The sequence below is a fragment of the Planomicrobium soli genome (assembly GCF_003014655.1).
GTDB classification, from domain to species: Bacteria; Bacillota; Bacilli; order Bacillales_A; family Planococcaceae; genus Planococcus; species Planococcus soli_B.
Genome location: NZ_PYAT01000014.1, coordinates 43,859 through 67,552, shown reverse-complemented (window position 1 = coordinate 67,552; position 23,694 = coordinate 43,859). Strand labels below are relative to the sequence as shown.

At 43.4% G+C, this 23,694-nt stretch carries 25 protein-coding genes, 1 rRNA gene and 2 other annotated features; all 26 genes read left to right on the top strand.

The window, feature by feature from the left end:
- Positions 1–191 precede the first annotated feature (191 nt).
- Positions 192–307: ribosomal RNA gene (gene rrf / locus B0H99_RS15030) — 5S ribosomal RNA — on the top strand.
- A gap of 163 nt (positions 308–470) precedes the next feature.
- Entirely contained in the window at positions 471–716 is a 246-nt protein-coding gene (locus B0H99_RS15025) for a hypothetical protein (RefSeq protein ID WP_106534508.1), read from the top strand.
- Between the two features lie 156 nt (positions 717–872).
- On the top strand, positions 873–1,343 hold the full coding sequence (locus B0H99_RS15020; RefSeq protein ID WP_106534507.1) for a CtsR family transcriptional regulator: 471 nt from the start codon (positions 873–875) through the stop codon (positions 1,341–1,343).
- An 11-nt stretch (positions 1,344–1,354) separates the two neighbouring features.
- Complete coding sequence (locus tag B0H99_RS15015) at positions 1,355–1,888, top strand: UvrB/UvrC motif-containing protein (protein WP_106534506.1); 534 nt, start codon at positions 1,355–1,357, stop codon at positions 1,886–1,888.
- Positions 1,878–2,969, top strand: a complete 1,092-nt coding sequence (gene mcsB, locus B0H99_RS15010; protein ID WP_106534505.1) for a protein-arginine kinase McsB — start codon at positions 1,878–1,880, stop codon at positions 2,967–2,969. The genes B0H99_RS15015 and mcsB overlap by 11 nt, the downstream gene beginning before the upstream one ends.
- Positions 2,966–5,416 (top strand): ATP-dependent protease ATP-binding subunit ClpC, encoded by a 2,451-nt coding sequence (gene clpC, locus B0H99_RS15005; RefSeq protein WP_106534504.1) that lies wholly within the window; start codon positions 2,966–2,968, stop codon positions 5,414–5,416. Before mcsB ends, clpC begins: the two co-directional genes overlap by 4 nt.
- Positions 5,417–5,480: 64 nt before the next feature.
- Positions 5,481–6,857, top strand: a complete 1,377-nt coding sequence (radA, locus tag B0H99_RS15000) for a DNA repair protein RadA (protein ID WP_106534503.1) — start codon at positions 5,481–5,483, stop codon at positions 6,855–6,857.
- 102 nt (positions 6,858–6,959) lie between these two features.
- The gene (locus B0H99_RS14995; protein WP_106534502.1) at positions 6,960–8,057 is read left to right on the top strand and encodes a PIN/TRAM domain-containing protein; all 1,098 of its coding nucleotides are present in this window, start codon (positions 6,960–6,962) and stop codon (positions 8,055–8,057) included.
- 13 nt (positions 8,058–8,070) lie between these two features.
- The gene (gene ispD / locus B0H99_RS14990) at positions 8,071–8,766 is read left to right on the top strand and encodes a 2-C-methyl-D-erythritol 4-phosphate cytidylyltransferase (protein WP_106534501.1); all 696 of its coding nucleotides are present in this window, start codon (positions 8,071–8,073) and stop codon (positions 8,764–8,766) included.
- The gene (gene ispF / locus B0H99_RS14985; RefSeq protein ID WP_106534500.1) at positions 8,763–9,263 is read left to right on the top strand and encodes a 2-C-methyl-D-erythritol 2,4-cyclodiphosphate synthase; all 501 of its coding nucleotides are present in this window, start codon (positions 8,763–8,765) and stop codon (positions 9,261–9,263) included. The genes ispD and ispF overlap by 4 nt, the downstream gene beginning before the upstream one ends.
- 37 nt (positions 9,264–9,300) lie before the next feature.
- Entirely contained in the window at positions 9,301–10,764 is a 1,464-nt protein-coding gene (gene gltX, locus B0H99_RS14980; protein ID WP_106534499.1) for a glutamate--tRNA ligase, read from the top strand.
- A 43-nt stretch (positions 10,765–10,807) separates the two neighbouring features.
- Positions 10,808–11,023: a binding site (T-box leader), on the top strand.
- Between the two features lie 52 nt (positions 11,024–11,075).
- Positions 11,076–11,738, top strand: coding sequence for a serine O-acetyltransferase (gene cysE, locus B0H99_RS14975; RefSeq protein ID WP_106534498.1), 663 nt, complete (start codon positions 11,076–11,078; stop codon positions 11,736–11,738).
- Positions 11,735–13,135, top strand: a complete 1,401-nt coding sequence (gene cysS, locus B0H99_RS14970; RefSeq protein WP_106534497.1) for a cysteine--tRNA ligase — start codon at positions 11,735–11,737, stop codon at positions 13,133–13,135. Before cysE ends, cysS begins: the two co-directional genes overlap by 4 nt.
- Positions 13,136–13,139: 4 nt before the next feature.
- Positions 13,140–13,559 (top strand): Mini-ribonuclease 3, encoded by a 420-nt coding sequence (locus B0H99_RS14965; RefSeq protein WP_106534496.1) that lies wholly within the window; start codon positions 13,140–13,142, stop codon positions 13,557–13,559.
- Positions 13,556–14,308: a 23S rRNA (guanosine(2251)-2'-O)-methyltransferase RlmB gene (gene rlmB, locus B0H99_RS14960; protein WP_106534495.1), complete on the top strand. Its 753-nt coding sequence runs from the start codon at positions 13,556–13,558 to the stop codon at positions 14,306–14,308. Before B0H99_RS14965 ends, rlmB begins: the two co-directional genes overlap by 4 nt.
- 5 nt (positions 14,309–14,313) lie before the next feature.
- Positions 14,314–14,823, top strand: coding sequence for an NYN domain-containing protein (locus B0H99_RS14955; protein ID WP_106534494.1), 510 nt, complete (start codon positions 14,314–14,316; stop codon positions 14,821–14,823).
- Between the two features lie 4 nt (positions 14,824–14,827).
- The gene (gene sigH, locus B0H99_RS14950; protein WP_181313683.1) at positions 14,828–15,544 is read left to right on the top strand and encodes an RNA polymerase sporulation sigma factor SigH; all 717 of its coding nucleotides are present in this window, start codon (positions 14,828–14,830) and stop codon (positions 15,542–15,544) included.
- Between the two features lie 61 nt (positions 15,545–15,605).
- Positions 15,606–15,761: a 50S ribosomal protein L33 gene (gene rpmG, locus B0H99_RS14945; protein WP_425440391.1), complete on the top strand. Its 156-nt coding sequence runs from the start codon at positions 15,606–15,608 to the stop codon at positions 15,759–15,761.
- A gap of 59 nt (positions 15,762–15,820) precedes the next feature.
- Complete coding sequence (gene secE / locus B0H99_RS14940; RefSeq protein WP_106534491.1) at positions 15,821–16,006, top strand: preprotein translocase subunit SecE; 186 nt, start codon at positions 15,821–15,823, stop codon at positions 16,004–16,006.
- Positions 16,007–16,104: 98 nt separating this feature from the next.
- The gene (nusG, locus tag B0H99_RS14935) at positions 16,105–16,638 is read left to right on the top strand and encodes a transcription termination/antitermination protein NusG (RefSeq protein WP_106534490.1); all 534 of its coding nucleotides are present in this window, start codon (positions 16,105–16,107) and stop codon (positions 16,636–16,638) included.
- A gap of 163 nt (positions 16,639–16,801) precedes the next feature.
- A complete protein-coding gene (rplK, locus tag B0H99_RS14930; RefSeq protein ID WP_052654209.1) occupies positions 16,802–17,227 on the top strand; it encodes a 50S ribosomal protein L11 in 426 nt (141 codons plus the stop codon).
- Positions 17,228–17,336: 109 nt separating this feature from the next.
- Positions 17,337–18,035 (top strand): 50S ribosomal protein L1, encoded by a 699-nt coding sequence (gene rplA, locus B0H99_RS14925; RefSeq protein WP_106534489.1) that lies wholly within the window; start codon positions 17,337–17,339, stop codon positions 18,033–18,035.
- A gap of 42 nt (positions 18,036–18,077) precedes the next feature.
- Positions 18,078–18,226, top strand: a sequence feature (ribosomal protein L10 leader region).
- A 38-nt stretch (positions 18,227–18,264) separates the two neighbouring features.
- Entirely contained in the window at positions 18,265–18,765 is a 501-nt protein-coding gene (gene rplJ, locus B0H99_RS14920) for a 50S ribosomal protein L10 (protein ID WP_106534488.1), read from the top strand.
- 57 nt (positions 18,766–18,822) lie between these two features.
- On the top strand, positions 18,823–19,182 hold the full coding sequence (gene rplL / locus B0H99_RS14915; protein ID WP_106534487.1) for a 50S ribosomal protein L7/L12: 360 nt from the start codon (positions 18,823–18,825) through the stop codon (positions 19,180–19,182).
- A 119-nt stretch (positions 19,183–19,301) separates the two neighbouring features.
- Positions 19,302–19,904, top strand: a complete 603-nt coding sequence (locus B0H99_RS14910) for a class I SAM-dependent methyltransferase (RefSeq protein WP_106534486.1) — start codon at positions 19,302–19,304, stop codon at positions 19,902–19,904.
- A gap of 214 nt (positions 19,905–20,118) precedes the next feature.
- Positions 20,119–23,673, top strand: a complete 3,555-nt coding sequence (gene rpoB / locus B0H99_RS14905; protein ID WP_106534485.1) for a DNA-directed RNA polymerase subunit beta — start codon at positions 20,119–20,121, stop codon at positions 23,671–23,673.
- Positions 23,674–23,694: the final 21 nt, after the last annotated feature.

The window sequence follows — 23,694 nt, the reverse complement described above, 5'->3', positions numbered from 1 at the left end:
ATAGGTTCGAGGTGGACGCGTGGCGACATGTGCAGCTGACGAATACTAATCGATCGAGGACTTAACCAATTTTGTTTCGTTTCATCCGTCGTGTAGCCAGTTTTGAACGAACAAGCCAAGAGGCGTGAAAAAAAGCCTTGCCAAACTCGACAGAGTTGGTATAATAAGACTTGTCTTTCAAAAAAACAAAGTCCAGTGATGATGGCAAAGAGGCCACACCCGTTCCCATCCCGAACACGGAAGTTAAGCTCTTTTGCGCCGATGGTAGTTGGGGGTCTCCCCCTGTGAGAGTAGGACGTCGCTGGGCAAGCTGAAAGTCAGAACCGTTTCCGGTTCTGGCTTTTTTTGTGTTTTTAAAAAAGTCTTTTTAAAATTTTTGAACAGATTTAATGCTTTTTAATTTAAAGTTATTGTTTAACAAATGATTGAATAATATTCAATAGGGGAAAACCAAAAATGAGGTGAAAATTATGAAACCAGGATTATATAAAGTAGAAGCAATTGATAAGCGAACGGCTCTATTAACATCAGTAGATGAGCAACGCGAACAGTTTACGTTTCCAGTAGTAGATTTTACACATAATGTTTCAGTTGGAGATGTAGTAGAAATATGGAGAGAAGGACCGAAGTGGAAAACAAAGTATCGAGAAGAAAAAACCGAATCAATTTCAAGTCATGCAAAAGATTTTATGAAGAGAATACTGGAAAAAGAATAATATCCTTTCCTATCTCGAGAAATATAATCTCGAGATTTTTTAAAGCCATCCTTTTCGAAACATACTATTTGAAATCTCTAAAATATATGTTGTATAATTAAGTCAAATATAGTCAAAGTCAATTTTGACATATTATGTATCGAAGAGGTGAAGGCGATGCGGAATATTTCAGATGTGATTGAAGGTTATTTGAAGCAAGTTATCGAATTAAGCGAGAGAGACCATATTGAAATTAAAAGAAGCGAAGTTGCTGAAAAATTTCAATGCGTTCCTTCTCAAATAAACTACGTTATTAACACAAGATTTACTGTTGATCGTGGTTATTTAGTCGAAAGTAAACGAGGCGGTGGAGGTTATATTCGCATTAAACGAATACGTCTCCATAAAAAATCAGATGTACTGGCAGAAATTATAGAGCGTTTAGAACAAGGCGCAACACAAAGCATGGCGGAAGATATTGTGTTTCGGCTTTTAGATGAAGAAATTATATCTAAACGCGAGGCAAAATTGATGTTAAGTGCTGTTGACCGCTCTACGTTGCTTTTGCCTTTACCTCTTCGAGACGAAGTGAGGTCACGAATTCTCATTGCAATGCTTTTCTCGTTAAAATTTCAGTCGAACGTTTAAGAGGTGATCGGATGATTTGTGATCAATGTGGAGAACGCCACGCTTCAGTAATAGTAAAACAAAAGCAACAAGGCCAAACGACCGAACGCCATTTATGCCACGTTTGTGCAGCTGGTACCCAAAGCATTAATATTGCTTTTGAGCAAGATCCTATGGCTATTCACCAGTTATTAACTAATTGGTTTCCTAATCAGCAGACGACGGTAAATCCAGTTCGTAAAGAAGTAGCAGTTTGTCCGTCTTGTGGATTTGCGTTTACTAAGTTCTTGAAATTAGGTAAGTTCGGTTGTGCTTCTTGTTACGATGCCTTCGAGCCACAACTCGATGAAGTTTTTAAACGGCTTCATAATGGCAATACAGAACATAATGGCAAAATTCCTGCGTCTTATGGGAATACGCTAAAAATAAAAAAAGAAATTGAAAAGTTGCGAAAGCAAATGAAGACTTCAATAGAAGAAGAAGATTTTGAGGGAGCTGCAAAGTTGCGAGACGAAATTCGGCTATTAAATTCGCAACTTGAAGGAGGTGTTTCTAATGGCAATTGATCGTTTCCTTCAGCCAAGAGCAAGCAGTTGGATGGCTAATGCTGGAGAGAATGTCGATATTGCAATGAGTACACGCATCCGGCTAGCGCGAAATATAAGCGATTTTCACTTCCCTTATGCTTTTTCGGAAGATGAAGCGCTAAAAGTGGATAAAGCCATTTCGGCGGTTCTATTGGACAAAGGCAGAGAATTGGATTATAACTTTACTCATATTGACATACAAGAAACACAACAACTGGAACGAGAGGTTTTGGTTGAGAAACACTTGATCAGTCCTTATCTAGCTAGAGGACAACATTCAGGTTCTGTTCTTTTATCTGACAATGAGGAATTGAGTATCATGGTCAATGAGGAAGACCATCTACGCATACAAAGTTTACAGTCTGGTTTTCATCTGCAAGAAGCTTATCAAGTAGCTAATCGTCTTGATTCATTGCTTGAGAAGCACTTGTCATATGCTTTTCATGAGAAATTTGGCTATTTAACAAGTTGTCCAACGAACACAGGTACTGGAATGCGGGCGTCTGTTATGCTGCATTTGCCGGCATTGACAATGTCGCATCAAATAAACCGCATTATTCCCGCTATATCACGAATTGGAATGGTCGTGAGAGGGAGTTATGGAGAAGGCAGTGAAGCGCTCGGGAATGTTTATCAAATTTCCAATCAGCTTACACTTGGCAAATCCGAGCACGAAATTCTTCAAGACCTTCAAAACATGACAGAACAAATTATTCAACAAGAGCGCCGGGCCCGTGAAGCAATTAGGAGTAACTCACCGATCGTATTGGAAGATCGAATTTATCGGTCCCTTGGAACTCTTACCCATTCTCGTCTTTTGACAACAGAAGAAGCTGCAAAGTGTTTGTCAGATGTCCGTTTGGGTATTGATTTAAAAATGATCAAGGATATGGACATGTCCATATTGAATGAATTGATGATTTTTATGCAACCCGCTTTTTTACAGCAGTATTCCAACAAGCCATTAGAGCCAAAAGAACGAGATTTTGCACGAGCGAACCTATTTCGCGAACGCTTGAATAAAGAAAGCTTAAATGATGAAGGAGAGGATTACGTATGATGTTCAACCGATTTACACAACGCGCACAAAAAGTTCTTCAATTAGCTCAAGAAGAAGCTATTCGCATGAAACACGAATCAATCGGTACAGAGCACATTTTGCTTGGCCTGATTCGTGAAGGCGGTGGTATTGCTGCTAAAGCTCTTGAAGCAATTGAAGTGAATACACAATTAATCGAAGAGGGCGTAAAAGAACTTGTAGGAGTCGGAGAGAAAAATGTCGGACCGATTGTTCACTATACGCCGAGAGCAAAAAAAGTTATTGAATTGTCTGTAGACGAATCGCGCAAGCTGGGTCATTCCTATATTGGTACAGAGCACTTATTGCTTGCATTGATCCGGGAAGGTGAAGGTGTTGCTGCACGCGTACTAGGAAATGCAGGCGTCAGCTTGAATAAAGCGCGTCAGCAAGTATTGCAATTATTAGGCAGCAACGAGCAAGCGTCTACTGGCAGCAATCCGAATGCATCGGCAAATACACCGACGTTGGATGGGTTAGCTCGCGACTTGACTCAAGTAGCACGCGAAGGCAGCTTAGACCCGGTTATCGGCCGCAGCGATGAAATCACTCGTGTAATTGAAGTGTTAAGCCGTAGAACAAAAAATAATCCGGTATTGATCGGTGAACCTGGCGTTGGTAAAACAGCCATTGCCGAAGGATTGGCACAACAGATCATTAATAATGAGGTGCCGGAAACATTGCGTGACAAACGCGTCATGGTGCTTGATATGGGTACTGTAGTTGCTGGTACAAAATACCGCGGTGAATTTGAAGACCGTTTGAAAAAAGTAATGGATGAAATTCGCCAAGCAGGCAACATTATTCTCTTTATTGATGAACTTCATACATTAATTGGAGCTGGCGGTGCTGAGGGGGCAATTGATGCTTCGAACATTCTTAAGCCTTCTTTAGCACGTGGGGAATTGCAGTGCATCGGTGCCACAACTCTTGATGAATACCGCAAATACATTGAGAAAGATGCAGCTCTTGAACGTCGTTTCCAACCGATTCAAGTAGATGAGCCGACAGTTGATGAATCAATCTTAATCATCAAAGGTTTGCGCGACCGTTACGAAGCGCATCACCGGGTAAAAATCACTGATGAAGCGATTGAGGCGGCAGCGAAAATGTCTGACCGCTACATTTCTGACCGGTTCTTACCGGATAAAGCGATCGATCTGATCGATGAGGCAGGGTCTAAAGTGAGACTTCGTTCTTACACGACTCCACCGGATTTGAAAGAATTGGAAGCGAAATTAGAAGCCGCACGCCATGAGAAAAACGAAGCGGTGCAAAGCCAAGAGTTTGAAAAAGCTGCATCTCTTCGTGACGTAGAACAAAAGCTGAAAGATCAATTGGAAAAAACGAAAAAAGAATGGAAAGAAAAACAAGGCAAAGAAGAGTCGCAGGTTACTGTAGAAGACATTGCGAAAGTTGTTTCAATGTGGACTGGGATTCCGGTTTCCAAGCTGGCGCAAACTGAATCTGATAAATTGTTGAACCTGGAAGAGATTCTTCATGGCCGTGTTATTGGACAAGCAGAAGCGGTTACGTCGATTTCAAAAGCGATTCGCCGTGCGCGCGCTGGATTGAAAGATCCGAAACGTCCAATCGGTTCATTTATCTTCCTTGGACCAACTGGTGTTGGTAAAACAGAACTTGCCCGAGCTCTTGCAGAATCAATGTTCGGTGATGAAGATGCGATGATTCGCATTGATATGTCCGAGTACATGGAAAGACATTCGACTTCACGTCTTGTTGGTTCACCTCCAGGATATGTCGGTTATGAAGAAGGCGGCCAGTTAACTGAAAAAGTTCGCCGCAAACCATATTCGGTTATTCTACTTGACGAAATTGAAAAAGCTCATCCGGACGTTTTCAATATCTTGCTGCAAGTTCTTGAAGATGGACGTTTGACTGATTCGAAAGGACGCAGAGTCGACTTCCGAAACACTGTAATTATCATGACTTCAAACGTTGGTGCAGAAGAATTGAAATACAACAAATACGTCGGTTTCAATTTGGAAGATGCAAAAACTGATTACAAAGACATGAAAGACAAGATGCTTGCTGAATTGAAAAAAGCATTCCGTCCAGAATTCTTAAACCGAATTGATGACATGATTGTCTTCCATTCTCTTGAAAAAGATAACTTGCGAGAAATTGTGACATTAATGACAAAACAATTGACTGATCGTTTGAAAGAACAGGATATTGATTTGGAATTGACTGAAGCAGCTCTAGATAAGGTGGCGAACGAAGGGTACGATCCTGAATACGGGGCACGTCCATTGCGTCGTGCGCTTCAAAAACATGTTGAAGACCGCTTGTCTGAAGAACTGTTGAGAGGCACAGCACTTGCTGGCCAGCACATCATATTTGATGTGGAAGATGGAGAATTTATTGTCCGCACAGACCAACCAACTGTAGAATTGCAGAAAAAGTAAGTGAGGGCGTTCCGCTCGCCGGGTATTCGGCGGGCGGTTTTTTTATTGAAAATAGGAGGTACGTATGGCTAAGAAGAAAACAAAGTTTATGTGCCAGTCGTGTGGCTACGAATCTGCTAAATGGATGGGGAAATGTCCAGGATGCGGTGATTGGAATACGATGGTTGAAGAAGTGGAAGTGGCAGCGCCTAAAGGTACGCGTGGCGCTTTTCAGCATTCAGCAACGGTGGCACAAAAAGCGACACCGATTAATTCAATTGAAACGCAGCAGGAGCCACGTGTAGAAACTGAAATGGGCGAGTTGAACCGGGTACTTGGCGGCGGTATTGTTCCAGGGTCGCTTGTGTTAATAGGTGGAGATCCCGGGATCGGAAAATCTACGTTATTGCTGCAAGTATCGGCAATGCTCGCAAACAGCGGCAGCCGAGTGTTATACATTTCTGGAGAAGAATCCATCCGTCAAACGAAACTCCGGGCAGAGCGGTTGGACGCATCTTCCTCAGAATTGTTCATTTACGCGGAAACGAATTTGGAATTGATTCATCATACAATTGAAGAAGTCAGTCCTGATTTTGTGATCGTCGATTCCATTCAAACGGTGCATCATCCTGAAGTAACGTCAGCGCCAGGCAGTGTGACACAAGTAAGAGAAAGTACGGCGGAATTGATGCGAATTGCGAAGACAAAGAACATCGCGATCTTCCTTGTGGGCCATGTAACTAAGGAAGGGCAAATCGCGGGTCCACGTATTCTCGAACATATGGTGGATACGGTGCTGTATTTTGAAGGCGAGCGCCACCATACGTACCGGATTTTGCGGAGTGTTAAAAACCGATTCGGTTCCACTAATGAAATTGCTATTTTTGAGATGCTGCAAAGCGGTTTAAAAGAAGTATTGAACCCGTCAGAGTTATTCTTGCAGGAACGTTCAAGTGGAGCAGCAGGTTCAACGGTTGTAGCCTCGATGGAAGGTACACGTCCGATTCTTGTTGAAATACAGGCTTTGGTAACGCCTTCGAGTTTCAACTATCCGAAACGTATGGCAACAGGCATCGACCAAAACCGAGTATCGCTGTTGATGGCGGTATTGGAGAAACGGGTCGGCATGTTGCTTCAAGCGCAAGATGCGTATATTAAAGTCGCAGGTGGTGTTAAGCTCGATGAGCCGGCCATTGATTTGGCAGTGCTTGCGAGCATTGTGTCAAGTTTCCGCGATACCGCACCAAATGTCTATGATTGCATCGTCGGAGAGGTCGGGCTGACAGGTGAAATTCGTCGTGTGTCGCGAATCGAACAACGCGTTCAAGAAGCGGCGAAGCTCGGATTCAAGCGTGCAATTGTACCGGCTTCCAATTTGGGAGGCTGGGATTATCCTGAGGGAATTCGTGTAGTCGGTGTTGAAAACGTTAATGATGCTTTAAGAGAAATATTTCCACAATAAGGAGGCAATGTTGCCTCCTTATTCTTTGTTCCAATACTAATAAGGGTCAAAAAAGCGTTTCCCAAGCAAACAGTGTATAATTAAAAAAAGGAGGTGGAGCACATGTTAAGGAGAATTATCCAGATTTTGTTTTTGTTGATTGGTGCCACTGTCGGAATTATATTTTTACCTTATGTTTTTGAACTTATCCCTTTTCTTGACAATCCATGGAGCAATAATGCTATTGTAGCTGCTTTAATTGGAGCCATTATTTTCTTTCTTTTATCTCTTATGTTTGCAGATTCTCTCGTTAAGTTCATGAAATGGATGGAAGAAAAGCTGCTGCATGCCCCGACTCCAGATTTATTGTTTGGAACAGTCGGAATGATCTTAGGTTTGGTCGTCGCGTTTCTGATCGGATTTGCTTTAAGCACTATTGATATTCCCTTGGTTGCCACTGCAGCACCGATTGTTTTATCTGTTGTGCTTGGTTATTTAGGATTTCAAGTAGGGTTCCAAAAGCGCGAGGAGATGGTGGCAATGGTAACGCTGCCACGTTTGGCTGCTGCCAAAAAAGCGGAAATTGAAGAACCGGTTCAAAAAACTACTTATAAGTTGTTGGACACGAGCGTTATTATTGATGGCCGCATTGCAGATATCTCAGCCACTGGGTTTATGGAAGGGACGTTTGTTGTTCCCCAATTCGTCTTATCGGAATTGCAGCATATCGCAGATTCTTCTGATACGTTGAAGCGGACGCGTGGACGCCGAGGTTTGGATATACTGAAACGCCTGCAAAGCGAGCGCGAAGGGGCTATCATGATTACTGAAGAAAGCTTTGACGAAGTTAGCGAAGTTGATTTGAAACTAATGAGAGCGGCTAAGAAAATGGGCGGCCAAGTAGTGACAAACGATTTTAACCTTAATAAAGTGTGTGAACTTCACAACGTTCCGGTATTGAATATCAACGACTTGGCCAATGCTGTGAAACCGGTGGTTATCCCGGGGGAAGACATGCATGTAGTTGTCATTAAAGACGGCAAAGAACAAAATCAAGGGGTTGCATACTTGGACGATGGTACAATGATTGTAATTGAAGATGGCAAAGGCTTTATCGGACAGGCGATTGATGTTACTGTAACAAGTGTATTGCAAACTTCAGCAGGGCGTATGATTTTCGCGAAACCGCGGGATGGTCGCCAAGCTTCAATGAATGGATAAAGGATGTCGCAAAATGAACTATACAGTCGTCTTGCCCGCTGGCGGAAGCGGGAAACGGATGAAAGCAAATAAAAATAAATTATTGCTGGAACTTCTGGGCAAGCCAATTTTTCTTCACACTTTGGAAGTGTTTCAACAAGATCCGAATTGTGATGCAATTTGGCTTGCAGTAAAAGATGAAGAGCGCCGAGTGATTGATAACTACGTGAAAAAGCATAAAATCACCAAAGTTCATGGCTATGCAGAAGGCGGAATGGAGCGGCAAGACAGTGTGAGATCTTGTCTTGAAGCGATTCCGCCTTGTGGCATTGTATTGGTTCATGATGCAGCACGTCCTTTTATCGACCCTGAAGTGATTGCGCGCCTTGTAGAAGCGGCAAAAACTACTGGTGCTGCCATTGCAGGAGTGCCTGTAAAGGATACCATCAAGAAAGCAACAGACGGCGTGATAACAGAAACGGTGGACCGTAATCAATTATGGATCATCCAAACGCCCCAAGCTTTTAAATATGATTTAATATTGAAAGCTGCCAAATCGGCAGTTGAAGATGGCTTTCTTGGAACGGATGAAGCGATGCTTGTTGAACGCTTGAACTATCCAGTCCAAATTGTCGAAAGCACTTATGAAAATGTTAAGATGACGACCCCAGATGATTTGATTTATGGAAAAGCCATTTTAGAGAGCCGGATACAGGAGGAAAAGCGATGATGCGAATTGGGCAAGGATATGATGTACATCAGTTAGTGGAAGGAAGACCGTTTATTTTAGGCGGAATTGAAATACCACATGACCGGGGGTTGCTCGGTCATTCGGATGCAGATGTGTTGCTCCATACAATTACGGATGCGGCGCTCGGTGCAATTGGCGGCGGAGACATTGGAAAGCATTTTCCAGACACTGATCCGGAGTTCAAAGATGCCGATTCAAAAAAATTGCTGACGCATATTTGGGAGATTGTTAAAGGGGAAGGGTATGAGTTAGGTAACATAGACTGCACAGTTATCGCTCAAAAACCGAAATTGGCTCCTTATATTGAACAAATGCGCGAGTCGATTGCTGGATTGCTTGAAGCGGACGTTTCTCAAGTGAACGTCAAAGCAACGACTTCAGAGCATTTAGGATTTACTGGGCGTGGGGAAGGCATCGCTGCACTTGCCGTCATTTTGCTGGTAAAACACCCACTTTCGTTAGACGTACCAGGATGATAAAATAGCAAAAGGATATTTTTTAGGAGGAAAACACATGACACAACAAGTACGTGTACGCTATGCCCCGAGCCCGACTGGACATTTACATATCGGCGGAGCCCGCACTGCACTATTCAATTATTTATTTGCCCGCCATAATGATGGGAAGTTCATTGTCCGGATTGAAGACACGGATATTGAACGTAATATTGAAGCGGGAGAATTGTCTCAGCTCGATAACTTGAAATGGCTTGGCATCGATTACGATGAGTCTGTTGATATCGGCGGCAATTATGGACCATATCGCCAAATGGAACGTTTGGATTTATACACCGGTTATGCGCAGGAAATGTTAGAAAGCGGTTCTGCTTATAAATGTTTCTGTACGCCTGAGAAGTTGGAAGCGGAACGTGAAGCACAAAAAGCATCAGGAATTGCTGCTCCCCAATACAGTGGCACTTGCCGCAATTTGACAGCAGAAGAAGTAGCGGAAAAAGAAGCGGCAGGCATGCCCCATACGATTCGCATGAAAGTGCCTTCTGGCGTGACATATGAATTCGAAGATTTGGTACGTGGTCCGATTTCATTTGAATCAAAAGATGTCGGGGACTGGGTATTGGTTAAAACAAACGGCATTCCAACTTATAACTTTGCCGTTGTCATCGATGATCACTTGATGGAAATTTCCCACGTATTCCGTGGTGAAGAGCATCTATCAAATACCCCTAAACAGCAAATGGTGTTTGATGCATTTGGTTGGGACTATCCGACTTACGGGCATATGACACTTATCATTAATGAAGACCGCAAAAAATTGTCGAAACGCGATGAATCAATTATCCAATTTATCTCGCAATATAAAGACCTTGGCTATATCCCAGAAGCCTTGTTTAATTTCTTTGCGCTCTTAGGCTGGTCTCCGGAAGGCGAAGAAGAAATCTTCTCGAAAGAAGAATTGATCCGTATTTTTGATGTTAATCGCTTGTCGAAATCTCCGTCAATGTTCGATAAACAGAAATTGACTTGGATGAACAACCAATACATCAAAAAAATGCCGCTTGAAGAAGTAGTAGAATTAGCACTTCCGCATTTGCAGAAAGCCGGAAAACTTCCAGAGACGTTAACGGAAGAGCAAACGGAATGGGCAAACAAGTTGATTGCGCTGTACCACGACCAAATGAGCTTTGGCGCTGAAATTACAGAGCTGTCTGAATTATTCTTTGCAGATAAACTTTCTTATGGCGAAGCGGAGCAAGAGGTACTGGCTGGCGAACAAGTGCCAGAAGTGATGGCTTCGTTCAAAGAGCAGCTAGAAGCGCTTGAAGTATTCGGACCGGCGGAAATCAAAGCAGCTATCAAAGCCGTCCAAAAAGCGACTGGCCATAAAGGGAAAAACCTGTTCATGCCGATCCGTGTCGTAACGACAGGGCAAACGCATGGCCCGGAATTGCCGGATTCGATCGCTCTTTTAGGAAAAGAAAAAACGATTGATCGAGTAGCTGAATACGCGAGAGCGTAGGATTGACTTATAGCTCGAAAAGTGTAGAATAAACTTTACCATTACGAAATCGTTGACGAGAATAAGTACATGCAGCATGTTCTAAAGAGAGGATCCTCACCGGCTGAAAAGGATCTGAGCCCCTGCAGCATGGAAATGCCTCTCTGAGTGCTGAGTCGAATCAAGTAGACCAGACGTATTGCCTGCGTTAAAGGCGTTCGAGAGAAAAGGGTCCGTCCCTTTTAATCAGAGTGGAACCGCGCAATTATGCGTCTCTGTCATGTAAATGACAGGGGCGCTTTTTATTTTGGGACAGAAAGGAGCTAAACAGCATGTGGAAACGAATCAAAGATGATATTGATGTCATTTTTGAACAAGATCCAGCGGCACGCAGCTATTTTGAAGTGATGCTGACCTATTCAGGTTTGCATGCCATTTGGGCACATCGAATTGCACATTTCTTCTTTAAAAAGAACTGGTTTTTCTTAGCACGGGTCATCTCTCAAATTAGCCGGTTTTTCACCGGCATTGAAATCCATCCGGGAGCAGTTATTGGCCGCCGCTTCTTCATTGACCATGGAATGGGTGTTGTGATTGGTGAAACATGCGAAATAGGCGATAATGTCACGCTTTACCAAGGAGTGACGCTCGGCGGAACGGGCAAGGAAAAAGGAAAACGGCATCCAACGCTTGAAGACAATGTACTGGTCGCAACGGGTGCGAAAGTATTGGGCTCGATTACAGTTGGGGCCAATTCGAAAGTCGGAGCCGGTTCAGTCGTATTGAAAAACGTACCGGCCAACTCAACCGTTGTCGGAATTCCAGGAAAGGTCGTTATCCAGGACGGCATAAAAGTAAAACCGGATTTGAACCATCAGGATCTGCCGGATCCCATTATGGATAAAGTGGAAGCGATGGAATTCAAGTTGGCTGAGTTGCAGCGGGAAATCGAAGTATTGAGAAAAGCTAAGCAGGAAGAAGGGAAGCTATCATGAGTATTCAATTATTTAATTCATTGTCACGTGAAAAAGAAGTGTTTATTCCTCTTGAAGAAGGAAAAGTAAAAATGTATGTGTGCGGACCAACCGTCTACAATTATATTCATATCGGCAATGCGCGGCCGGTCATCGTTTATGATACCGTACGCCGCCATTTGGAATACAGAGGCTATGACGTAACGTATGTGTCCAACTTTACAGATGTAGATGATAAATTGATCAAAGCTGCAAACGAATTGGGGGAAGAGGTGCCTCAAATCGCCGAACGGTTCATTAAAGCCTACTTTGAAGATACGAAAGCACTCGGTTGCGACGAGGCGGATATCCATCCGCGCGTTATGGACCATATGCCACAAATCATCGAATTTATCGAAGCGCTAATTGAAAAAGGATTTGCCTATGAATCGCAAGGAGACGTCTATTACCGCACCCGTAAGTTCGATGGCTACGGCAAGTTATCGCATCAATCCGTCGATGAATTGAAAATTGGCGCACGCATAGAAGTTGGCGATAAAAAAGAAGACGAGCTGGATTTTGCGTTGTGGAAAGCAGCGAAGCCAAGTGAAATTTTCTGGGAAAGCCCATGGGGCAAAGGGCGTCCAGGCTGGCATATCGAGTGCTCCGTGATGGCGCGTGAGCATTTAGGCGATACAATCGATATCCATGCTGGCGGCCAGGATTTAACATTCCCTCACCATGAAAACGAAATTGCACAATCCGAAGCGTTGACTGGAAAAACTTTTGCACGTTATTGGATGCATAATGGGTATATAAATATTGATAACGAAAAAATGTCGAAATCACTGAATAATTTTGTTTTGGTCAATGACATTTTAAAAGAACTGGACCCACAAGTCCTGCGATTCTTTATGTTATCGGTCCACTACCGCCATCCGATCAACTACTCGCGGCAATTAGTGGAAGATGCAGCGGCCGGACTTGAACGCTTGCGCACTGCTTACAGCAACTTGAAGCACCGTTTAGGGGCATCCGCAGATCTTGGCGATCATTCAGATCTGTGGCTGTCAAAGATCGAAGGGATTAAAGCTGAATTTATTGAAACGATGGATGACGACTTCAATACAGCAAATGCGATTTCAAAGGTGTTTGATCTATCACGCCTGTCTAATACGTATTTATTGGAAAAGCAGACATCAACAAACGTAATTAAGGCTTTTATTCAAACGTTTGATGAACTTGTGGGCGTTTTGGGTGTGCCATTCAAGCAAGAAGAGGAACTACTCGATGCAGAAGTGGAAGCGCTGCTAGAGGAGCGTATTGAAGCGCGCAAGAACCGCAATTTCGCCAGAGCAGATGAAATCCGTGATTTATTCAAGGAAAAAAACATCATTTTAGAAGATACCGCACAGGGCACGCGCTGGAAGAGGGGGTAATAAGGTGAACGTTTTACGAAACAGGGACGTTGACCAGTTGAACGCACTGGCCCTCGCTTATATGGGTGATGCGGTTTTCGAGCAAGCGGTGCGTGAGCATTTGCTGCGCTCTGGACATGTCAAACCGAACATGCTGCATCGCCAATCCACTACATTCGTTTCGGCAAAAGCTCAGGCGATGGTGCTGAAGAGGCTGACGGAAGAAGAGTTTCTGACAGAAGAAGAACTGGCGGTCATGAGAAGAGGGCGCAATGCTAAATCGGGCAGTGTGCCGAAGAATACAGATGTTCAAACGTACAATTTCAGTACTGCGTTTGAAGCTGTGCTCGGCTGGCTGTATCTAAAAGAACAGCAAGAGCGGCTCCACGAAATCGTATCTTATTCGATTGCCATCGTGGAAGAGTTGAGAGGAGTGATCAAATGAGCGAAGAAACAACATCAGAAATTATCGGCGGCAAGAACCCTGTGCTCGAAGCACTTCGTGCAGACCGCGATATAAATAAGATTTGGGTTGCTGAGGGCGTGCAGAAAAAAGGCATCACCGAATTGCTGCAGCTGGCAAAAGACAAAGGGGTTTTGGTCCAGTTTGTGCCGAAGAAAAAAATTGACGGGCTGACCGATTCTAACCATCAAGGCATTGCAGCTGCAGTTGCGGCGTATAACTATGCAGAACTTGATGATTTGTTCAATGTGGCGACTGCTCGGGCAGAAGACCCGTTTTTCCTGATTTTAGATGAACTGGAGGATCCTCATAATCTCGGATCGATTATGCGGACAGCTGATGCGGTCGGCGCCCATGGCCTGATCATTCCAAAACGGCGAGCTGTCGGTTTGACGGCGGTTGTCGCGAAAGCTTCGACCGGTGCGATCGAGCACGTTCCAGTAGTACGTGTAACAAATCTTTCGCAAACGTTGGACGAACTGAAAAAGCGCGGCGTCTGGATTGCCGGGACGGATGCAAAAGAGTCGTCGGATTACCGCCAGATGGATGCCTCATTGCCGCTTGCTGTTATCATTGGCAGCGAAGGCAAAGGCATGAGCCGTGTTTTGCGTGATAAATGCGATTTCCTTTACCAGCTGCCAATGGTTGGGCATGTGACATCGCTGAACGCATCAGTAGCAGCCAGTCTTTTAATGTATGAAGTCTACAGAAAGCGTCATCCGCTGGGGTAAAGGCCATGAATATTCTGCTGGTTGATGGATACAATATCATTGGTGATTGGATGGAGCTGAAAGAATTAAAAAAGGACAAATTAGCAGATGCCAGAGACCGTCTCATTGAACGGTTGGCTGAGTATAGAAGCTTTAAAGGATGGCGAGTCATTATTGTATTTGATGCACATCTTGTCCCTGGAATCGAAGCCAAAAACAAACATCATGACGTTGAAGTCATTTTCACGCGGGAAAGTGAGACAGCGGATGAACGGATTGAGAAACTTGCGTCGAGCTTAAAAACGCGCCGCGACCAAGTCTATGTCGCTACTTCCGATTCAACCGAACAGTCGGTGATTTTTGCCAAAGGTGCCTTGCGTATTTCCGCGCGTGAGTTGGAGATTGAAATGGAAGAAATTCAGAAAAAAATCACCAAAAGAGTAAAAGAAATTCAGGAGGAGCGGGCATCATCCAAAATTCCATTAAGTGAAGAAGTAGAGGAAATTTTCGAAAAATGGAGACGCGGACAAGAATGAGAGGTTGACGCTCAAAATTTTCTTCCTGTATACTGATGTTATTGAGGCTCGCGCAACCGGAGGGATACCCGTGGGAAATCATGAGCAAGTTCAACCTAAAAGTTTTACCGACATGACAGATGAAGAACTTGTCAGTTTAGTCCACAACGGAAATACCGAAGCCTTAGATTTTTTGATAACCAAGTTTCGGCATTTCGTACGGATGAAAGCCCGCTCTTATTTTTTGATTGGTGCTGATAAAGAAGACATCATTCAAGAAGGCATGATTGGCCTGTATAAAGCAATCCGTGATTTTCGGAGCGATAAGCTGTCTTCGTTCCGCGCATTTGCCGAACTATGCATTATCCGGCAAATCATCACGGCTATTAAAACTGCCACAAGACAAAAACACATTCCGCTGAATTCTTATGTATCGCTTGATAAACCTATCTATGATGAGGAATCCGACCGCACATTGATGGATGTCCTGACGGGGAGCGCCGTAGACGATCCGGAAGAATTGATGATTAATAATGAAGAGTTCCTGTACATGGAAGAAAAAATGGGCGAAGTGTTAAGTGATTTCGAACGCGAGGTATTAACTTTTTATTTGGATGGACAATCCTATCAAGAAATCTCAGAAAAGTTGGGTCGGCATGTCAAATCAATTGATAATGCATTGCAGCGGGTAAAACGTAAATTAGAGCGCCACCTGCAGACAAATGAAACCGGAAGCTCTTGAGGTTCGGTTGACAGGTTAGTTTTAAGGTGATACCCTTGAAAAAGCTGCAAACTCGAATAGGATGAGGGAAATGGCTAAAAAAATCGTTTTAAACTGCTCGAAGTGTGCATCACGCAATTATACGGTTCCAGCGAAAGCGGAGCCTAGCACCCGTTTGGAACTCAAAAAATTCTGTGCTCATTGCAATGAGCATACCGTGCATAAACAAACGATATGAATTTTACTTGAATGCCGGACGATATAGAGTGATTTTGAAATTCGGAGGTTTTTTAAATAATGGGTAACATTGGTGGATTCTTCAATAATGTTCTTTCAGAAATGAGAAAAGTCAGCTGGCCGAAACGCAAAGAGTTAACCCGCTATACAATTGTTGTTTTATCAACCTGTATTTTTATGGCACTCTTTTTTGCATTGATCGATACAGGCATTTCTGCAGCAGTACGCTGGTTCTTAGCACTTTAAGCCAACAAGAATAACGAATAAAAATAGCCCGTCATTCTATTCGAACGGGTTTTTTAATTTGGAGAAAAAGGAGGGATGGACGTCTAGTCCGCGCGATAATGGAGAAAAATTGGTATGTAGTCCATACTTACTCTGGATATGAAAACAAAGTAAAAGCGAACTTGGAAAAGCGTGTCGAAACAATGGGTATGCAAGACAAAATTTTCCGCGTTATTATTCCAGAAGAGCAAGAAACAGATTTTAAAGACGGCAAAAAACGTACAGTAATGCGCAAAACCTTCCCGGGATACGTACTGGTTGAATTAATCATGACAGATGAATCTTGGTATGTGGTACGAAATACGCCAGGAGTCACAGGCTTTATCGGCTCATCAGGCGGCGGCGCAAAACCAACTCCGCTTTTAGATGAAGAAGTTGAGTTCATCTTGAAACAGATGGGCATGGCAGGACGTAAGCTCGATATCGATTTCGCTGTTAGCGACACGGTCGAAGTAATGGAAGGACCGTTTGCAAACTTCCAAGGCAAGGTAGAAGAAATTGATGAAACAAAAGGTAAAGTTAAAGTGTCCATCGATATCTTCGGCCGGGAAACAAAAATGGAATTGGATTTCGAACAAGTTCAGAAGGTATAAAAACTACTTGCTATTCTGTTTCATCAGTGGTATTATTTCATAGGTCAGACTGTCAGAGTACCATCTGTACATTTTAACTAATCTATCAATAAGGTTGATAGACTGATATTGAGTGGGAGGGGAAACCCTATTACCACATCACGGACTTAAGGAGGTGTGTTTCGTGGCTAAAAAAGTTATTAAAGTTGTAAAATTGCAGATCCCTGCAGCAAAAGCAAATCCAGCGCCACCGGTTGGTCCAGCATTGGGTCAAGCAGGTGTTAACATCATGGGCTTCTGTAAAGAATTCAACGCGCGTACTGCAGAACAAGCAGGACTTATTATTCCGGTTGAGATTTCAGTATTTGAAGACCGTTCATTTACTTTCATTACGAAAACTCCACCCGCTGCAGTTCTTTTGAAAAAAGCAGCAGGTATCGAGTCAGGTTCAGGCGAACCGAACCGCAATAAAGTAGCGACTGTGAAACGCGATCAAGTTCGCGAAATCGCAGAAACTAAAATGCCAGATCTAAACGCTGCTTCAGTTGAAGCTGCAATGTTGATGGTTGAAGGTACTGCTCGCAGCATGGGCATTACAATCGAAGACTAATAATTAGTAGTTGTTTTTGGATGGGTTGCGTTGAGTTCGATAGTGAACCACGCAGCCCTTAATCGTGGGAGGCTTACACCGTTAGACCACAACAAGGAGGACATTTAAAATGGCTAAAACAAGCAAAAAGCTGCAAGAAGCAGCAAAATTAATCGACCGTTCAAAACTTTACAATGCAACAGAAGCGATCGAACTTGCGAAAAAAACTAGCACAGTTAACTTTGACGCAACAGTAGAAGTAGCTTTCCGTCTTGGAATTGATACGCGCAAGAACGACCAGCAAATCCGTGGGGCAGTAGTACTTCCAAACGGTACTGGTAAAACTCAAAGCGTATTGGTTTTCGCTAAAGGCGACAAACTTAAAGAAGCTGAAGCTGCAGGCGCTGACTATGTTGGCGATGCTGAATATATCCAAAAAATCCAACAAGGCTGGTTTGACTTCGATGTAATCGTAGCTACTCCTGACATGATGGGCGAAGTTGGTAAACTTGGACGCGTTTTGGGACCAAAAGGCTTAATGCCAAACCCTAAAACAGGTACAGTTACATTTGATGTAACTAAAGCTGTTCAAGAAATCAAAGCTGGTAAAGTGGAATACCGTGCAGACAAAACAGGTATCATCCATGCTCCAATCGGAAAAGTTTCTTTCGATGACAGCAAACTAGCTGAAAACTTAGCGGCGATTTTCGAAGTAGTACAAAAAGCGAAGCCATCGGCTGCTAAAGGTACTTACATGAAGTCGTTAAACGTTACAACTACAATGGGTCCTGCTGTTAAAGTAGACACTAACACTGTAATCGCTAAATAAGTTATTGACATTTCATTTCTTCTTTGCTACAATAGCGAAGTTGTGAAATATCCATTTGTACCGCAGACAGCAGGGGCGCTAGCCGCTTAATTTATCCCTGCCGAGGACATGATGAATTCAGTAAACATCTTTATGATGCTGACTTTATGCCTCTGTGTCTGTAAAAGACCAGAGGCTTTTCTTATGTTTTGAAACGGTATAGATGAAAAAATCTACAGGAGGTGCCAAAATGAGCAAAGCAGTTGAAACGAAAAAAGTTGTCGTACAAACAATCGCTGATAAATTCGGTGCTGCAGCTTCGGTTGTAGTTGTTGATTATCGCGGATTGAATGTTGCCCAACTTACCGAACTTCGCAAACAGCTTCGTGAAGCAGGGATTGAGTTTAAAGTTTACAAAAACTCAATGACTCGCCGTGCAACAGAAATGCACGGACTTGAAGCAATCAACGAACACTTTGTAGGTCCAAACGCGATTGCATTTTCAAATGAAGATGTAGTAGCGCCAGCGAAAATCATCAACGATTTCGCTAAAAAGAACGAAGCACTTGAGATCAAAGCAGGTGTTATTGAAGGCACGATCGCATCAGCAGACGAGGTTAAAGCGTTGGCGGAACTTCCATCACGCGAAGGCCTACTATCTATGCTACTCAGCGTACTTCAAGCTCCAATCCGCAACTTTGCTGCTACTACAAAAGCAGTTGCAGATTCAAAAGAAGAACAAGGCGCTTAATTAAGTTAGCCGGTTAAGCTACACAAAAAAATACCTAATCTATAGGAGGAAATTATAATGACACAAGAACAAATCTTAGACGCAATCAAAGAAATGACAGTTCTTCAACTTAATGACCTAGTAAAAGCAATCGAAGACGAGTTCGGCGTAACTGCTGCTGCTCCTGTTGCTGCAGCTGCTGCTGGCGGTGCTGCTGAAGAAGAGAAAACTGAATTTGACGTAATCCTTGCTTCTGCAGGCGATCAAAAAATCAAAGTTATCAAAGTAGTACGCGAAATCACTGGTCTTGGCTTGAAAGAAGCAAAAGGTCTAGTTGACGAAGCACCTAAAGCGCTTAAAGAAGGCGTTTCTAAAGAAGATGCAGAAGAAATCAAAGGCAAACTTGAAGAAGTTGGCGCTTCAGTAGAAGTTAAGTAATTTCAAGAATTAATAAAAGATAGAAAAGCTCGTCAGTGCATACCGACGGGCTTTTTCTTCTTTTTATATTCAGATTTTCGTTTTTTGGTTAAAAACCGATTAATGTAGGGGGACCTCATATGTCGCAACATTACTATTCTAAAAATCCTCAAACAAAAAGCAATCCTCGAGAGTGGACCTATACATTGCGGGGCGAGAAGTTCCATTTCCATACAGATGCAGGCGTTTTTAGTAAAGGTGAAGTGGACTTTGGTTCACGCCTATTGATTGAAGCGTTTCAAGGTTCAGAAGTAGACGGACCAGTGTTAGATGTAGGATGTGGGTATGGACCGATCGGAATGGCAGTCGCCAAAGCATTTCCTCAGAAAAAAGTCCATATGGTGGATGTCAATACGCGCGCAATTGAGTTAGCCAAGAAAAACGCTGATAAAAACGGCATTCAAAATGTAATGGTTTATGAAAGTGATGGACTTGCTTCGGTCGAAGCATCTGATTTTTCAGCAATTTTAACAAACCCTCCGATTCGGGCGGGAAAAGAAACGATTTTTCGTTTTTATGAAGAAGCTTGCGAAAAATTGGTGGCTGGAGGTTCTTTGTGGGTGGTTATCCAGAAAAAGCAAGGGGCTCCTTCGACGCAGGAGAAGTTAGAAGAACTTTTTGGAGAAGTGCGGGTAGCTGACAAAAAGAAAGGTTACTTCATCTTTGAGGCAAGAAAAGTTTGACTTGACAAAACGCCTATGATATTATAATGAAATGCAAAATTATTATTTTGAGGTCGTTTGCCCTTTTTCGGGCATGGCATAGCGACAGTATGAATTACGTGTTAACCGAAAATGAGCTAAATTTAGTCTCGTTTTCTTTTTGTCTTTTCGATATCATACACTATTTAGTGGAAATCGCAAAGACCTATAATCGTTTTATTGAGGGGTGAATAAGTTGGCAGGTCAACTAGTTCAGTACGGTCAGCATCGTCAACGCAGAAGTTTTTCGAGAATCAGTGAAGTACTGGATCTTCCGAACTTAATTGAAATCCAGTCATCGTCTTATGAGTGGTTCCTTGAAGAAGGATTGCGCGAAATGTTCCGGGACATCTCACCGATTGAGGATTTCACAGGGAATCTGTCGCTCGAGTTTGTTGATTACAGTCTCGCAGAACCAAAATATCCAGTCGATGAATCAAAGGAACGAGATGTGACTTACGCGGCTCCGCTTCGCGTAAAAGTGCGTCTTCACAACAAAGAAACGGACGAAGTGAAGGAACAAGATGTCTTTATGGGAGATTTCCCGTTAATGACGGAAACCGGAACTTTTGTAATCAATGGTGCGGAACGCGTTATCGTTTCTCAATTGGTACGTTCGCCAAGTGTTTATTTCCATGACAAAACAGACAAAAACGGTAAAAAAGGCTTTGGGGCTACGGTTATTCCAAACCGCGGTGCATGGCTTGAATATGAAACAGATGCAAAAGATGTAGTGTATGTCAGAATCGACCGCACGCGTAAATTGCCTGTGACTGTTCTTTTAAGAGCCCTTGGATTTGGTTCTGATCAAGAAATCATTGATTTGCTTGGCGATAACGAATTCCTTCAAAACACGCTGGAAAAAGACAACACAGAAAGCACTGAAAAAGCACTTCTAGAAATCTATGAGCGTTTGCGCCCAGGTGAACCACCAACAGTCGAAAGCGCAAAAAGCTTACTTTATTCACGTTTCTTCGACCCAAAACGCTATGATTTAGCAAATGTGGGCCGCTATAAAATGAACAAAAAACTTCATATCAAAAACCGTCTTTTCAATCAAACCATTGCTGAAACATTGGTTGACCCTGAAACAGGTGAAATTTTGGTTGAAGCTGGAACATTGATTGACCGTCGAGTTTTGGACCGCTTGATCCCTAATTTGGAAAGTGGTGTTGGTTTCCATACAGTGAACCCGGTAAACGGCGTTCTTGAAGGAGATGTTACACTTCAGTCGGTTAAAATTTATGCTCCTAATGACGAGAGTCAAAAAGAAATTACGGTAATTAGCAATGCTTACGTGGAAGATGCCATCAAACACGTAACAACAGCTGATATTATTTCTTCTATTAGTTACTTCTTTAACCTACTTTACGGTGTTGGAAACACGGATGATATTGATCATCTTGGGAACCGCCGCCTTCGTTCAGTAGGTGAGCTGTTGCAAAACCAGTTCCGCATCGGCTTATCCCGTATGGAGCGCGTAGTACGTGAGCGCATGTCAATCAACGATACGCAAGCGATCGTACCACAGCAATTGATCAATATCCGTCCGGTTATTGCGTCAATTAAAGAGTTTTTCGGTAGTTCTCAGCTTTCCCAGTTCATGGACCAAACAAATCCACTGGCTGAGTTGACGCACAAACGCCGTCTATCGGCTCTTGGACCCGGTGGTTTAACACGTGAGCGCGCAGGCTTCGAAGTGCGTGACGTTCATTACTCCCACTACGGCCGCATGTGTCCGATTGAAACGCCTGAGGGCCCGAACATTGGTTTGATCAATACACTTTCGACATTTGCGAAAGTAAATAAATTTGGTTTTATCGAAACGCCGTATCGGCGCGTAGATCCTGAAACCGGCCTTGTAACCGAGCACATCGATTACTTGACTGCTGACGAAGAAGACAACTATGTAGTGGCGCAGGCTAATTCAAAACTGAACCCAGACGGTTCATTTGTTGAAGATGAAGTTGTTGCTCGTTTCCGCGGTGAGAACACCGTTTATAAGCGCAGCAGTGTCGATTACATGGACGTTTCTCCTAAGCAGGTTGTTTCTGTAGCGACAGCATGTATCCCGTTCCTTGAAAACGATGACTCCAACCGAGCATTAATGGGAGCGAACATGCAACGTCAAGCTGTTCCATTGTTAAACCCTGAAGCGCCTTTCGTAGGTACAGGTATGGAGCATTTGGCAGCACGCGACTCAGGAGCAGCGGTAATCGCTAAGCATGAAGGTATTGTGGAATCGGTAGAAGCTAAAGAAATCAAGGTTCGCCGTATTGAAGAAATCGACGGCCAAGAAGTAAAAGGCGACGTGACCACATACAGATTACAAAAATTCGTCCGTTCTAACCAAGGAACCAGCTATAACCAGCGCCCAATTGTAAAAGTCGGCGACCGTGTGTCAAAACGCGACATCTTAGCAGACGGTCCTTCAATGGAACGTGGTGAAATGGCATTAGGACGTAACGTATTAGTAGCATTTATGACATGGGATGGCTTTAACTATGAAGATGCGATCATCATGAGCGAACGTCTAGTTAAAGATGATGTTTACACATCTGTCCATATTGAAGAATACGAATCCGATTCACGTGATACTAAACTTGGACCTGAAGAAATTACGCGCGACATTCCGAATGTTGGTGAAGATGCGCTTCGTAATTTGGATGACCGTGGAATTATCCGTGTCGGTGCAGAAGTTAAAGACGGCGATATTTTAGTTGGTAAAGTAACTCCTAAAGGAGTAACAGAACTGACAGCTGAAGAGCGCTTACTGCATGCTATCTTTGGAGAAAAAGCGCGTGAAGTGCGCGATACTTCGCTGCGTGTGCCTCACGGTGCCGGCGGTATCGTACTTGACGTGAAAATCTTCAACCGCGAAGATGGCGATGAGCTGCCACCAGGCGTTAACCAACTAGTACGAGCTTATATCGTTCAGAAGCGTAAAATTTCAGTCGGTGATAAGATGGCCGGGCGCCATGGTAACAAAGGTGTAATTTCGCGCATTCTTCCAGAGGAAGACATGCCGTTCATGCCAGATGGAACTCCGGTTGACATCATGCTTAACCCGCTTGGCGTACCTTCCCGGATGAACATCGGACAAGTATTGGAATTGCATCTAGGTATGGCATCCCGTTCGCTTGGAATTCATATGGCATCTTCTGTATTTGACGGTGCCAATGAGGAAGACGTTTGGGGAACAATGGAAGAAGCAGGAATGTCGCGTGACGGAAAGACCGTTCTTTATGACGGCCGTTCCGGTGAAGCTTTTGATAACCGTGTATCTGTAGGGATTATGTATATGATTAAACTTGCGCACATGGTTGACGACAAGTTACACGCCCGTTCAACTGGTCCTTATTCACTTGTGACTCAACAGCCTCTTGGCGGTAAAGCTCAATTTGGCGGACAGCGTTTTGGGGAAATGGAAGTATGGGCACTCGAAGCTTATGGTGCTGCTCATACGCTTCAAGAAATCTTAACGGTCAAGTCGGATGATGTAGTTGGTCGTGTTAAAACATATGAAGCTATTGTCAAAGGCGAAAGTGTACCAGAACCAAGTGTTCCAGAATCATTCAAAGTATTGATCAAAGAACTTCAAAGTTTAGGTATGGATGTTAAAATGTTGACGATTGACGATGAAGAAATTGAATTGCGCGATTTGGACGAAGAAGATGATCTTCAGCCAGCTGATTCATTGAACATCTTGCCAATTGCAGATAAAGAAGCGCCTGTTGGAACAATTGATTGATAAATTTTGGAATCGGACGGC

Bases quoted from the DNA above. Each gene is read 5' to 3' on its own strand.
- B0H99_RS15025 (WP_106534508.1), top strand. From the start codon at position 471: ATGAAACCAGGATTATATAAAGTAGAAGCAATTGATAAGCGAACGGCT.
- B0H99_RS15020 (WP_106534507.1), top strand. From the start codon at position 873: ATGCGGAATATTTCAGATGTGATTGAAGGTTATTTGAAGCAAGTTATC.
- B0H99_RS15015 (WP_106534506.1), top strand. From the start codon at position 1,355: ATGATTTGTGATCAATGTGGAGAACGCCACGCTTCAGTAATAGTAAAA.
- mcsB (WP_106534505.1), top strand. From the start codon at position 1,878: ATGGCAATTGATCGTTTCCTTCAGCCAAGAGCAAGCAGTTGGATGGCT.
- clpC (WP_106534504.1), top strand. From the start codon at position 2,966: ATGATGTTCAACCGATTTACACAACGCGCACAAAAAGTTCTTCAATTA.
- radA (WP_106534503.1), top strand. From the start codon at position 5,481: ATGGCTAAGAAGAAAACAAAGTTTATGTGCCAGTCGTGTGGCTACGAA.
- B0H99_RS14995 (WP_106534502.1), top strand. From the start codon at position 6,960: ATGTTAAGGAGAATTATCCAGATTTTGTTTTTGTTGATTGGTGCCACT.
- ispD (WP_106534501.1), top strand. From the start codon at position 8,071: ATGAACTATACAGTCGTCTTGCCCGCTGGCGGAAGCGGGAAACGGATG.
- ispF (WP_106534500.1), top strand. From the start codon at position 8,763: ATGATGCGAATTGGGCAAGGATATGATGTACATCAGTTAGTGGAAGGA.
- gltX (WP_106534499.1), top strand. From the start codon at position 9,301: ATGACACAACAAGTACGTGTACGCTATGCCCCGAGCCCGACTGGACAT.
- cysE (WP_106534498.1), top strand. From the start codon at position 11,076: ATGTGGAAACGAATCAAAGATGATATTGATGTCATTTTTGAACAAGAT.
- cysS (WP_106534497.1), top strand. From the start codon at position 11,735: ATGAGTATTCAATTATTTAATTCATTGTCACGTGAAAAAGAAGTGTTT.
- rlmB (WP_106534495.1), top strand. From the start codon at position 13,556: ATGAGCGAAGAAACAACATCAGAAATTATCGGCGGCAAGAACCCTGTG.
- B0H99_RS14955 (WP_106534494.1), top strand. From the start codon at position 14,314: ATGAATATTCTGCTGGTTGATGGATACAATATCATTGGTGATTGGATG.
- rpmG (WP_425440391.1), top strand. From the start codon at position 15,606: ATGAGGGAAATGGCTAAAAAAATCGTTTTAAACTGCTCGAAGTGTGCA.
- secE (WP_106534491.1), top strand. From the start codon at position 15,821: ATGGGTAACATTGGTGGATTCTTCAATAATGTTCTTTCAGAAATGAGA.
- nusG (WP_106534490.1), top strand. From the start codon at position 16,105: ATGGAGAAAAATTGGTATGTAGTCCATACTTACTCTGGATATGAAAAC.
- rplA (WP_106534489.1), top strand. From the start codon at position 17,337: ATGGCTAAAACAAGCAAAAAGCTGCAAGAAGCAGCAAAATTAATCGAC.
- rplJ (WP_106534488.1), top strand. From the start codon at position 18,265: ATGAGCAAAGCAGTTGAAACGAAAAAAGTTGTCGTACAAACAATCGCT.
- rplL (WP_106534487.1), top strand. From the start codon at position 18,823: ATGACACAAGAACAAATCTTAGACGCAATCAAAGAAATGACAGTTCTT.
- B0H99_RS14910 (WP_106534486.1), top strand. From the start codon at position 19,302: ATGTCGCAACATTACTATTCTAAAAATCCTCAAACAAAAAGCAATCCT.